At 43.4% G+C, this 13,256-nt stretch carries 7 protein-coding genes; 5 read left to right on the top strand and 2 right to left on the bottom strand.

Annotated features, from left to right (window positions below; all coding sequences use genetic code 11):
- The 3 genes from AAA970_RS22955 (at position 1) to AAA970_RS22965 (ending at position 5,644) form a co-directional block, all read left to right on the top strand.
- Entirely contained in the window at positions 1-2,241 is a 2,241-nt protein-coding gene (locus tag AAA970_RS22955; RefSeq protein WP_338239223.1) for a GH92 family glycosyl hydrolase, read from the top strand.
- Between the two features lie 267 nt (positions 2,242-2,508).
- Entirely contained in the window at positions 2,509-3,597 is a 1,089-nt protein-coding gene (locus tag AAA970_RS22960) for an alginate lyase family protein (RefSeq protein WP_338239224.1), read from the top strand.
- A gap of 4 nt (positions 3,598-3,601) precedes the next feature.
- A complete protein-coding gene (locus AAA970_RS22965) occupies positions 3,602-5,644 on the top strand; it encodes a glycoside hydrolase family 2 protein (protein WP_338239225.1) in 2,043 nt (680 codons plus the stop codon).
- Positions 5,645-5,697: 53 nt separating this feature from the next.
- Here the strand turns inward: AAA970_RS22965 and AAA970_RS22970 are convergent, their stop codons facing one another.
- Together AAA970_RS22970 and AAA970_RS22975 are read right to left on the bottom strand one after the other, a co-directional pair.
- Complete coding sequence (locus AAA970_RS22970; protein ID WP_338239226.1) at positions 5,698-7,380, bottom strand: AAA family ATPase; 1,683 nt, start codon at positions 7,378-7,380, stop codon at positions 5,698-5,700.
- Positions 7,381-7,522: 142 nt separating this feature from the next.
- Positions 7,523-9,517, bottom strand: coding sequence for a glycoside hydrolase family 97 protein (locus AAA970_RS22975; protein ID WP_338239227.1), 1,995 nt, complete (start codon positions 9,515-9,517; stop codon positions 7,523-7,525).
- A 201-nt stretch (positions 9,518-9,718) separates the two neighbouring features.
- Between AAA970_RS22975 and AAA970_RS22980 the strand changes: the two genes are divergently transcribed.
- Positions 9,719-11,614: an RICIN domain-containing protein gene (locus AAA970_RS22980; RefSeq protein WP_338239228.1), complete on the top strand. Its 1,896-nt coding sequence runs from the start codon at positions 9,719-9,721 to the stop codon at positions 11,612-11,614.
- 84 nt (positions 11,615-11,698) lie between these two features.
- A complete protein-coding gene (locus AAA970_RS22985; protein WP_338239229.1) occupies positions 11,699-13,006 on the top strand; it encodes a hypothetical protein in 1,308 nt (435 codons plus the stop codon).
- Positions 13,007-13,256 lie beyond the last annotated feature (250 nt).

Consider the following 13,256-nt stretch of genomic DNA (forward strand, 5'->3'; position numbering starts at 1 on the left):
ATGAAATTTTTTAATTTATTCTTTTTGATCAGCCTGAGTTTTTCGATTGCGGTGGCGCAGAAAAACACGGCTTTTGTGGATCCATTTATTGGGACAGAGGGCGAAGGACATACTTTTCCTGGCGCAAGTTTCCCTTTCGGAATGGTGAAGTTGGGACCCGACTGCGAGGGGCATTCCAATTCAGGTTATATCTCCAACGGAAAAATAGAAGGTTTCTCACATACCCACGTTTCTGGAACGGGCGGAGGAGCCAAATACGGAAATATTTTGGTTCGTCCGTTTATCGGCAAATCTACTGATCGGGTTTCGGCTACCGCTTTTTCGGATGAAGTAGCGGAAGCAGGATATTATGCTACTACTTTGGATCAGGATAAAATTCGGGCGGAGATGACCGTTACTGAAAATGCTGGCATTCACCAATATACTTTCCCCAAATCCAACCAATCGAAAATATTGATTGATGCAGGGCATCATTTATTTTTTGGTGATCAATGGGGCGAAGCACAACAGTTTGTCGATTCAGAAATTGAAGTGATTGGTAATAATGCCGTGGCGGGCTATTCTACCGTAAGGCATGGATGGAATTTTGGCGGTGCTTATACTGTTTATTTTTATGCCGAATTGTCAAAGCCATTCATAGGATTCACTACCTATAAATCTGGAAAGGAATCCAACAAAAAAGTACAATTTGCGAGCAAGGAAAAAACACAGGCTTGTCTTTCATTTCAAACAAAAGAAGGCGAGCAGATTCAGCTGAGAGTTGGTATCTCTTTTCTCAGCACAGCAAGAGCAAAACACAACCTGAAAAGCAGTTTGGGAGAATTGAATTTCGAACAGGTGAAGGCCAATGCCTTCAATCAATGGGAAAATATCCTTTCCAAAATAAATATTGAAACCAAATCCGAAGCGGAGAAAACCGTATTCTACACTTCGCTTTATCATTCCTACCTGATGCCTGTCTGTCGAGAGGATGAAAACCCTAAATGGAAAAGCGAGGTCAAAAACTATGATGACTTCTATGCCCTATGGGATACCTATCGTACTTCCCACCCGTTGATGACCATCCTGACACCCAACCGACAGGTGGAGATGATCAATTCATTGCTTGACATTTACAAACATGAAGGCTACCTGCCTGATGCCCGAAGTGGAAACGACAATGGCCGTACGCAAGGCGGATCGACCGCCGACATTGTCATCGCCGATGCCTTTGTGAAAGGATTGAAGGGGATTGACTATGAATTGGCCTTGGAAGCAATGATCAAAAACGCAGAGGTTTCCCCTGGCGGTGACGAACGAAAAGAAGGACGTGGTGGCCTGTCGGATTACAATACCCTGGGTTATGTTTCGACGGATTTTGAACGCTCAGGATCCCGAACCATTGAGTACAGCTTGTGTGATTATAGCATTGCTACCTTGGCCAAGGGATTGGGGAAGAATGACCTTTACCAGAAGTACCTTCATCGAGCATCCAACTGGGAAAACCTCTGGGATGAAAATTATGATTCCGAAGGATACAAGGGATTCATCATGCCACGTAAATCGAATGGGGAATGGCACAGCGATTTCATCTTGGTTAATCGTGAAGCAGATGGAGGCGACACCATTCGGTTCAATGAGTTTACTACTGGATATTGGGAGGCATTTCTATATGAAAGTAGCTCGTGGGAGTATTCGCTCGCTATTCCACATGATGTTAAGACCCTTATCAAAAAATGTGGCGGAGAGGAAATACTGGAAAAAAGGTTGGATACTTTCTTTGAAAAAGACTATTTCCTGGTAAGCAATGAACCTGGTTTTTTTACGCCGTTTCTCTATACCTATATGGGGAAACATCACCGAACGGTCGATGTGGTGAAAGGAATTCTCGATCAAGAATATACCACCGCCAGAAATGGTATTCCTGGCAATGATGACAGTGGGGCGATGGGTGCGTGGTTTGTGTTCAATGCCATGGGTTTTTACCCCAATGCAGGGCAGGACATCTACCTGATCAGCAGCCCTAAATATCCATCCACCACAATTGAATTAGGGGAGGGAAAGACATTTACCGTTACCAAGGATCATCCCGAGCGTACCTATGTAAAAAGTGCCAAGCTCAATGGAAAACCACTCAACCGTGCATTCCTTTATCACAAAGAAATCATCGATGGTGGTCTGCTGGAATTATCCATGAGCAAAAAACCGACCCAATGGGGGGCTGAACAACTTCCTCCCTCATTGCCGAAAACCAATCTTTAAAGGTCCTTGATTTTTTATTGTCCACAGATTAATGGGATTAATAGGATTTTTTAAATGATGAATAAATATTACAGGTTTATTTCGAGTAAATAGAGGAATTAGATATTCTCAATAACCTATTCGATGAGCCATATCTAATCTCATAAATCCCATTAATCTGTGGATAAATTATCGTTCTGTCTCTAAGGGGTACAACAGTAGTGTCCCCACTACGACCCAAAACACAGGAAACGTCCTCGCTCCAAATAACTTTTAATTTAATCTGCCATGCGTTTTATATTTTTATTTTTTTGCATGCTTGTGCTTTCCGCCAAAGCCGAGAAAGTCAGCCTCAGTATCCGCCCAACGATCATGATTGAGCGGTCTGATGCCGAAACAATTTATCAGTACATCAAACAGCATCCGCAAGCTAAATGGGCATTCGATCAGGAAGTCCTTATAGCCAAGAAGGTTTTATCACTTTCTCCTCAACCCGTGAAGGCTATTTATTATGAAGGAAAAGTAGATCATGATCCCAAACGGGTGGCATGTAAAAAGAAGCTGAAGGATGCTGAAAAAATGCAATCGTTGCTCTATGCTTTTTTGGCCACCAAAGATCCACGTTTTCTTTCCAAATCAAAAGAGTATATCCTTGCCTGGGCAAAGGAATTTGAGCCTACGGGCAATCCGATCAATGAAAATAAGCTGACGCCCTTTCTGACCTCCTACTATTTCTTTCGGTCGGATTTTAAGGCGGACGAACAAAAAATCATTGATGCCTGGGTGTTGAAATTGGGGACGCTCAACAGTCAGTTCGGGAAAAAAGAAATGGGCAACTGGAAATCCAAGCGCCTGAAAATTTCTGCTATGGCAGGGACCATTTTAGGGAATAAAACGCTTCTGACCTACGCTAATGAAGGTATTCAGGAGTACATCGATAAAAACCTGTATGCTGATGGACGCTCTTTCGACATGGTTTATCGCGATGCGATGAGTTATCATTGTGGGGGCATGAAGCCTTTGCTATCCACGCTGTTGTGCCTGCCTGAGCAAAAAAATTATTGGTACAACTATCAGAATGCCGATGGGGGTTCAGTGAAAAAATCAGTACGATATATCTTGCCTTATGCCCGTAAGGAAAAGGTTTATCCGCAATGGGTTAATTCCAAGGTGAAATTTGACCGTATCCGATACGAAAAAGGCGATCAGCATTACAAGCCTGGCACCCCGTGGCGACCTGAAAAGGGCATGTCCGTGTTTGAATATGCCCAATTTTTTGAACCTGAATTCAAGGATATTATTTTAAATTTGAAAGTACCCTCTACGGAACTTTCTGTTGAAAGTATTTTGGCTGAAGTGATGCGAAAAAATAGTTAATTTAATGAAGATAATCATCAACCTATTGATTTTGTGCTTGATAAATATTTCTGTATTTGCATCAAGCACCGTTTATACCCACCGCAAAAATATTGAATTAAAAGCATGGAAATTTTATAAAGGAAATATCAATCAAGCGAAACAAACTGATTATGTGGATCATGATTGGGAAATGGTTCAGGTACCACATACCTATTCGATGGAAGCCCTGACGGAAGTGGGTTATTACCGTGGGCCTGCATGGTACCGGAAAGCGCTTCAGGTACCATCATCCATGAAAGGGGAAAGGATTTTTATTCGCTTCGAAGGCGTTGGCAACAAAGCGGAAGTTTTTGTGAATGGGAAAAAAATTGGTGTCCATAAAGGAGGCTACAGTGCTTTTTGCTTCGAACTGACGGACCATCTTTCGGGACAGGGTACAGATCAGCTTGCTGTAAAAGTAACCAATGCACCCAACTTTAAATTTCTGCCGGTAACCGACAACCTCTTTAATATTTATGGCGGTATTTATCGCCCTGTTACCGTCTTTTCCACGCCTAAATCAAACATCTCACCGCTTTATCACGCAACTTCTGGCGTGTTTGTCAATCAGCTTGAGGTAAATCAAAAAACAGCGGAGATAGAACTGTCTGCTCATCTTCAGCTTGGGGACGATCATGCTAAAACTGTTCTTTGTCAAGTGTTTGATCCATCAGGAAAAAAGGTGTTCGACCAAAACCTGCCTTTGCCTGAAAATCAAAGGGAGTATATTCTGAAAGAAAAAATTTCGATCGACGCTCCAAAGCTATGGCACGGAAAACGATCACCGAAACAATATCGGGTAGTGGTCAAATTGCCAAATGGTGATCAGGTAAGCGAGCAATTTGGCCTGCGGACCTTTGCCGTTGATGCGGAAAAAGGCTTTTTCCTTAATGGCGAACCTTACCGATTGTACGGAGTAGCGATGCATCAGGAGTGGCGGGATGTGGGGCCTGCATTAACTATGGATCACCATCAAAAAGACATGGAATTGGTTCAGGAAATTGGGGCATCGGCTTTGCGCCTTTCTCATTATCAGCATTCGGAAATCACCTACGAGCAGGCGGATGAAGCAGGTTTGGTGGTTTGGGCAGAAATTCCATTTGTTCATGATTACAGCGGACGAGAAAGGGATAATGCGCACCAACAACTAACCGAGCTGATCCTGCAAAATTACAATCACCCAAGTATCTGTTTCTGGGGAATATGGAATGAAGTACGTGCCTATGACAGCCCTGAGGAAGCCTGTGTTCCTTTGACCAAATCATTGAATTCATTGGCCCATGAATTGGATCCTTCCCGCCTGACGACCTCAGCAAGTGACCGTGGGATGGTATCGAATATGGGCAATATCACCGATTTACAGGCATGGAACAAGTATTTCGGGTGGTACTATGGAGAATTTGAAGACATGGCTACCTTTTTGGATGAATCACATCATGACTTTCCTGACCGACCGATTGGCATCAGTGAGTATGGTATCGGAGGGAATGTGATGCATCAACAGGCGGACATGCTTGAAAAACCTTCGGGACGTTACTTTCCCGAAATGGTACAAACCCAATACCACGAATTGACATGGAAAATACTCAAGGACCGACCTTTCGTATGGGCGAGTTTTGTGTGGAATATGTTTGACTTTTCGGTGGCAGGCTGGAATCGGGGAGGTACTCCTTTTCTGAACCACAAAGGATTGGTAAGCTATGACCGCAAAACCAAAAAAGATGCTTTCTATTTCTATAAAGCCAACTGGTCGGACGAACCTGTGCTGTATATCGAAGGGCGACGAAACGATCAACGCGCACAGGCAGAAACAGAAATGAAAGTGTTTACTAATGCTGAAAAAGTAACTTTTTACCTCAATGGCAAAAAGATAAGCCATCAGAAAAACATGAACCCAATGCATACGCTTGTTTTCAATGAAATTCACTTAAACAGCGGAAAAAATGAACTGACCGTCGAAGCCAAAATAGATGGCAAACGGTTGAAGGATACGGTATATTGGCATTACCAAGCATCAGCTAAATAAGATAGATTATTCTCTAAGTTGAGCCACCTGAATTTTTTCGGGTGGCTTTTTTCTTAAAAAGCACAAGCCACTTTTTTTCCATCGAAAGCAATGCCCATAGCAAAGATCTCCGTATGACCAGCCTCCTGAAGATCATGCACATATTGCTTTTCCTTGATTTGATCCAGGGCATTTTGTGCAAGTTCTTCCAAAGTCCCTTTGGTATCAAGATTCTTCTTTTTGAACTCCAAAATCCACGCTTTGGGATCGTTTGGATCTTTAGGGCAAATCATCAGATCAGACCGCCCGAAGCCTGTTTCCCGATTGGATTTAACATGATAATCTCCACTCAAATGAGCCATCAGCCCAAGCATGAAGGCATGATATACTTTCTCGGGCGAATCACCATTTTTACCGATATCGAAAAAGCTGAATGAGTTCAACAAATACCGCTGAAGTGCATCGGCAAAAGTTTTGTATTGCTGATTGAGCAAAGCCTCGAGCAAAGTATTGTCTGACACCTGATCACTCGCTTTCAGGTAACGCTTCAACGTCTGTTTGTACATGCTCTTGATCTCCTTGTTCGGAATCTGAAGATGATACAGTCGCTCTTCCTCTTTCTGCACTTTACCTGCTGTTGTCAAATATCCACTGAACAACAATAGGCCGAATACCGTCGATGCTTTCCCTTTGTACAGGTCCTCGAAGACAGTGAACTCATCAATAGATGTTTCAACTGATTTTCCTTCCAGCAAGTCAAATAAAAGAGTTTGGGTAACCTTATCTGCTTTTGGTAAAATCCTTTGAATCAGTTCATTTGAAGAGGTATTTACCCAATAGGGACTAAGCTCTCCATCTCTGAAAATGAAATTCAGAATGGACCATGGATTGTAAATGCGTGCCACTTTTCCGAAAGTATAGCCATTATACCAATCATCGACCTGACTGCGATCCCCAGAAAAACCTGTGTCATTTAGTACTTTGGAAACCTCCATTTCCGTTAACCCAAACTGACTGGAAAACTGCTCATCCAGAATGGAAAAGGTTGCTATATTATTCAGACCAGAAAAGATATTCTCCTTCGCCACTCGCAGGATTCCCGTAATTACTCCCTTGGTCAAATGTTCATTATCCTTGAAGCCTGCTGAGAGAAAATTACGCATAAAATCCAGCATCTCAGCAAGGTAGTCATTTTCGTAAGAGGCATGGATTGGCGCATCGTATTCATCAATTAAAATAATCGGTGCTATGCCATGGTGCCGATGTAAAAATTCTGTGATGGATTGTAGAAATTGTTGTAGCTGTACCTTTCGGCCCTCACCCAAAATGATCTTTTTCAAATATGCTTTGTCAAACTCATCCAATTCATCAGAAGACAAAAGGTAACTGAAATTTTTCTTTAAATATTGCCCCAATTGCTCTTGAAGGGCCTCCAGCATATCGTCAAATGAGCGTTGCTTCAATTCCTTAAAAGTCAGAAAAATAACAGGATACTTTCCCTGATGCGCCCAAGCAGGCGAATTCTCAATGGCCAAGCCTTTGAACAAATCTTTATTTTCTTCCGCATGGTCTATATCAAAAAAGTAATACAGCATACTCATATTGAGCGTCTTCCCAAATCGGCGTGGACGCGGGAACAGATAGGCTTGTGCCCCTCCGCTCATCAGTTCCTCGATGAACAATGACTTGTCAATATAATAATTGTCCTCCAGGCGAATTTGGCGAAAATCAGAACGACCAATGGGTAATTTTTTCATAGACTGCTTCGGTGCTGTATCAAACAAAGATACAAAAAGTAGGGGATTTGGGAAGGGATATTATTGGAGGGGATTGACCATAAAAAAAGCGAACCCAGATTGAGCTCGCATCGAAAGGATTTATCGGAAAATTTTTGATTTTTTATAGCGGTATAATCTGTATCGCCGAGCCTCCGCTTTTACACAGATCAAGCTCCAAACGATCTGCTGAACTCAAGTCATCAATCGTTTTAATTTGATAGGCTTTAGGATTTTTATCATAATCCGTTTCTGGTCCATCGCCATAGATGACCGCACGATATTTTTTGTCTTTCTCTAAAAAGTCTAACTCAACTTTCAGCTTTCGTGGATGCTCATCGGTGATTGCTCCGACGTACCAGTCATTTTCGTGTCTTCTGCCGATAACGGCAAAATCACCAATCTTTCCATCAATCACACGGCTTTCATTCCATTTTGACGGCAGGTCCTGAAAGAACTTGAAACAGGGATGCCCTTCATAATTTTCAATCAAATCAGAAGCCATCTGCTGTGGGCTGTAAAGCACCACCCACAAAGCCATTTGCTTCGCCAAAGTGGTATTCACGCGCGTAATGGCAAAAGTATCTTTTGGGTGCCAACGCTGTTTTTGTCCATCATAAGTAATATTGAAGATGCCTGGCGTATAATCCATCGGTCCGGCTATGATGCGGGTAAAGGGCAAAACCGTCGTGTGCTCCGGGGTAATTTTTTTACTCCAGCCATTGTATTCCATTCCCCGAGCGCCCTCACGGGTCATCATATTGGGGTAGGTGCGTTCCAATCCCGTTGGCTTAATGGGCTCATGGGCATTGATCATGATTTTATTTTCTGCTCCTTTCTTCACCACCTCCAAATAATGACGGACCATGAATTGTCCATGCTTGGGTTGCCCTTCGGGAATGATCCCTCCCGCATAACCTGTTTTCAAGGCATGCATATCAAAATGAACCAACTGTTTCAGGGCCGTATCCAGCTTTTGCTCATACATCGGGATATTTCCACCCGTTTCGTGGTGTCCGATCAGTTGCACATTTTTCTTTTGGGCATAGTCAGCCACTTCTTCAAAATCGAAATCATCATAGGGTGTAACGAAGTCAAAGAAATTTCCTTTCCCCCAATTCTCCCATCCTTTGTTCCATCCCTCAAATAATACGCCTTCAATATTATGCTTAGCAGCAAAATCAATGTAGGCTTTGGCATTCTTAGTATTTGCGCCATGTCTTTCTCCTTCGGTCCAGGTATAATAACCCGTGTGCATTCCCCACCAGATGCCAATGTATTTAAAGGGGTGAATCCAGCTCGTGTCTTTTATTTTCGAAGGCTCATTCAGGTTCAAAATCATTGACGAAGCCACCAAGCCATTGAGGTCATCGGCTAAAATAATGGTTCGCCACGGGCTTTGCATCGGGCTTTGCGTCTTAACCAAGGTCCCGTCAGGCCACGGACACAAATGTGCTTTGTAGGTATTGTTTCCTACATTTTTAAGTCGCATATCCGAATAATCAACCAGAGCGGCTTCATGCAAAACAATCAGACCGTTTTCCCCTTCAATGGTAATGGGCGTATTGGCAGAATCAAGGGCGGTGGTTAATGTTTTTTGATAAGGTCGCTCGTAGGTATTGGCATTTCCTTCGGTCCACCAAACGGTATCTTCTTTCGCGAGTGCGAAAGTCGTCAGTTCGTCGATCAAATGAAGGCTGGTTTTGGTCTTCTGCGCTGGAATCTGATAACGGAAAGCTAGCCCGTCATTAAATGCCCTAAAGATCACATTCATTTTAAACCCCTGGGCATTTTCTAAATTCAAAATCATTTCGTTATGATGATCCTCGAATTCATCAAATTGCCCCCAAACAGGTTGCCATTTTTCCTGATGATTATTTTTTGTACTGTTGATCAATTGATACGGTCCATTGGCAATCTCTTCTTTAAATATCAGTCCAAGTTGAGAAGGGGCCATGATGGCTTTTTGATTTTTTTTGACAGTATACTGGAAAGCATCGGGATCAAAATTAAGGTTGATGTGCCCATCAGGTGATTGTAAGTTTAGGTCAAGTTTTTGCGCTGGTTGACAGGCCCAAAACAGACAACAAATAAAAAACAGTGGAAGTGCGGTTCGCATATTAAAAAGTATTCTAAAAATAATAACAGCAGTTGAATGTAATAAAAGTAAGGAAAAGGGCAGCCTCAACTTATTCTTGGGGTCTCATTTTATTGTAGTTCTGTTTTTGAGAATATAGCGATAAGTGTTTCGTGTTATTTGTTTGAACTTTAAGTAATTGATAGTGCACCATCTATTTTTTTAACCCAAAAATTAATTTTTATGAAAAATTTATTCCTACAATCGGGCCTCCTGCTGCTCTTTATTTGCTTACCGGTTTCACTGTCTGCACAAGTCATTAAGTGTAATGATTTTTTAGATAATGTTGGGGTCAGTGGGGCAAATAACTGGACTGACTTTGATGCTCAAAATGTTGACGTTCCCTATTTTTATCAAAAAGCATCTGAGCTTGGCGCCCGATTCTTTCGGACAGGTAAATGGTTAGGATATGACCCCGCACCCTATGGGCTAAAAGTTTCTTTTGTATCAGGCTACAGCGGAACCTTTCGAAACACCTCCAACCTTGCTTCGAACCTCAATCTGGCAAGAAATTATGGTTCCTCACTGATGGTCATTGAAGGGCCCAATGAACCTAATCCCAATACAGAAAGCACGGAAATTTTTGAATGGCAAAAAGTCTTATACCCAGCCGTGAAAAATGATACGGATTTCAATGGGGTCTTGGTAGCAGGCCCGTCTCTGGCGCATTCCTATGGTTACACCAAATTGGACAACTTGACCAACTACTCGGATTTGGGAAATACCCACCCTTATACCTGGGAAATCTCTGAGCTCCACCCCCGACTTGATGAGTGGCTCGACCGTTGTGATCTGATTCATAATGGGCAGGTGAAGATGGCAACCGAAATGGGGACACACAATGACCTGAGTACGGGTGGTGTTTCTCCGGAAGCGGACGCCATTTACATTGCCCGTAGCTACCTTTATCTCTATAAAATGGGCTTCCGGTACATTGCCAATTTCCGCTTTGCGGATGAAAACAGCACTCACGAAGGAGGTAAACACTGGGGAATGATAGACTGGAACCTCAACGAAACACCGCAGTACAAATCCCTGAAAAATCTGATTGCCCTAATGCAGGACAATAGCTCTAATTTCAGTACTCGGGATTTGGATTACAGCATAAGTGGCGCTGGTCTGGACGTGGTGGAAGAAATGGTATTTCAGCACAGCGATGGCCGATATTTTATTGTCTTGTGGCAGGCGGTGGACAGCTTCAATGATGCCACGGGGCAATTGACCAACCCACCAAGCAAAGGGGCAACGATTACCTTCAATCAACCTATAAAGAAGATCAGAACCTTCAAGCCAACTAACCCATCTACCCTGGCCAATGGACTGAATCCGTTGAAAACTTATGACAACGAGCAGAGCGTTTCTTTGCAGGTCAATGATCATATTTTGGTGGTAGAAGTTACGCCTTCGGGTTTCTTGCTTGAAGAAGGAACTTATGCCTTGAAGAACATTGACAGCCAACGCTACCTTTCTATGCCTTCGGGCTCGGCAGGTCAGGCTGTTACGCTGGGAAATATGAACAGCAATAATACTGATCACCAATGGCAGTTCACCAAATCCGAGGAGGACGGTTATTATTTTATCAAAAACCAACAGCGAAACCTGTGGATTCGTCCCGACAATAAAAGCGCTACCCTGGGAGAAAAAGTAGAATCCCATAATGGTACGGGCGATGGCACCAAATGGAAATTAATCCCCCTTAGTGGCCATTCGGATCGCTTCCTGCTGGAAAGCAAAGTGGGGGCAGGGGTAAGGATGAAGAACGAAGACTGCCTCAAAACATCCGGCACCCGCATCGTTACCCACAATGGTACGGGCAATTGCGTGCAGTGGGAGATCAGCAGTTTGGGCAACGCCCGACGAATGGCTGCATCGGAGAGTGGGAGCGTGATCTATCCCAACCCCGTGAAAGATGGCGTGATTTATTTCAGTGGGGAAGGAGATCAGCATTACCGACTACTTGACAGTACAGGGAGATTAATTTTGAGCGGGGAAGGTACACAGATCAATGTCGAAGGCGTATCGGCAGGGGTGTACCTTGTTCAGTTGGATGCAGGCACCTACAAAGTCATTATTGAGTAAATGATTATAGCGTTTGCGCCTATGGAGATAGCCACTGGAGATTCTGGTGGCTATTTTTATATCATCAATTATAAATTTTTTACGATGAAAAGACATCTCCTATTTTTATTGCTGTTCATCAGCTCGTTCGCATACGCACAAAAAGAAATGCCCCGCTCCAATTTTGATTTCATGGAGTCGATCGGTATCTGCACGCATTTTTCCTACAACAGTCAGCCTTATGTTCAGCGGTTCGACACCCTTTCCCAACTGCTCGGCGACCTGGGTATCCGCTATATTCGTGACCGTGCCGTAGCCGATACCGACCTGGGAAGAAAAAACATCATGCACCTCTACGATACCTATGGTATCAAAACCATTGCCGTTTTTCCATGGCACAAACCCTTTAAGTCGTTTGAAGAGGTTAGCGAAAAAATCGATGGGCTTGCACCTTACCTCGATGCCATCGTAGCGATAGAAGGCGCCAACGAAAACGATGCCCAGGCCAAAGGCCCCAACGAGCCTGCCAACTGGGCGGATGATACCCAAAAGCACCAAAAGTTTTTGTTCAACAAAATAAAGCAACATCCCAACCAACGCATCGCCAATATGCCCGTGATTGCGCCCTCGCCGACTTTCCCCAACCGAGTGGTGTGGATGGGCCCGATGACTGATAAATCCGATCATTACAACATTCATTCCTATCACGGAACAAACAAACCCGAAGCCGAGGACAGTAACTTGAGAAAGTACATGGTCAAAGTAAATGAGGCCAACCCCAATGACCCTCACGCCAATCAAAATGTATGGGCTACCGAGGCGGGCTATCACAACGAAATTGGCTATGTCGCCAAAAATCCAAATGGTATTCATGAGCAGTCAGAGGCGTATTATCTGCCACGATTGCTCTGTCATTACTTCAACTTTGGCATCAAACGCACCTATATTTATGAGTTGGTCGATCATGCGGACCACAACCCCAATGGCGGACAGGATGATTTTGGTATTGTACGCTATGACATGAGCAAAACACCGACCTATCTGGCGCTGCAGAATATGATTAAAATTCTTGATGAAAAAGAGCAAACCAACGCACTGACTGCTTTGGATTATTCAATAGACGGAGCCGATGGCGATACCTACCACACGCTTTTACAGAAAAAAGACGGCACGCATTATTTGTTGATCTGGAATGCAGGCACCAATTATGATTTCGACAGTCGCAGTTTTGTTGAAGGAAAGCACAAAAAGATCAGTATCCAATTCAATGGTAAATCAAAGGACATCAACCTGTACAATCCATTGGTTTCAGACCAACCATCGGATACCAAAACACAAAGTAAATCCTACAAACTCACCCTCAAAGACCACATTCAGATCCTGGAAATCAAACCATCGGAAGTGAACCTGTAAGCCTGACATATTCGGTAAAATGTGAGGAGTGATCAGTGCCTCGTGCCTGGGATTACATCAACGATCAGTCACCGATCACAAGTCACCAGCCACCCTTTATGGTGTCATCTTGTGTTTTTTACTCATAGGAATTTCACAGCCAAAACATGACCAGATGCGTTGCAATTTACCTTTAATCTCGTCCATTTGAGCAGATTTTCACAGCCAAAAGGAATATACTTATAAGGTAGCTGATGCTGATTGGCTACCT

This window comes from Persicobacter diffluens (assembly GCF_036244895.1).
GTDB classification, from domain to species: domain Bacteria; phylum Bacteroidota; class Bacteroidia; order Cytophagales; family Cyclobacteriaceae; genus Persicobacter; species Persicobacter diffluens.

Coding starts and splice junctions, on each gene's coding strand:
- AAA970_RS22955 (WP_338239223.1), top strand. CDS start 1: ATGAAATTTTTTAATTTATTCTTTTTGATCAGCCTGAGTTTTTCGATT.
- AAA970_RS22960 (WP_338239224.1), top strand. CDS start 2,509: ATGCGTTTTATATTTTTATTTTTTTGCATGCTTGTGCTTTCCGCCAAA.
- AAA970_RS22965 (WP_338239225.1), top strand. CDS start 3,602: ATGAAGATAATCATCAACCTATTGATTTTGTGCTTGATAAATATTTCT.
- AAA970_RS22970 (WP_338239226.1), bottom strand. CDS start 7,380: ATGAAAAAATTACCCATTGGTCGTTCTGATTTTCGCCAAATTCGCCTG.
- AAA970_RS22975 (WP_338239227.1), bottom strand. CDS start 9,517: ATGCGAACCGCACTTCCACTGTTTTTTATTTGTTGTCTGTTTTGGGCC.
- AAA970_RS22980 (WP_338239228.1), top strand. CDS start 9,719: ATGAAAAATTTATTCCTACAATCGGGCCTCCTGCTGCTCTTTATTTGC.
- AAA970_RS22985 (WP_338239229.1), top strand. CDS start 11,699: ATGAAAAGACATCTCCTATTTTTATTGCTGTTCATCAGCTCGTTCGCA.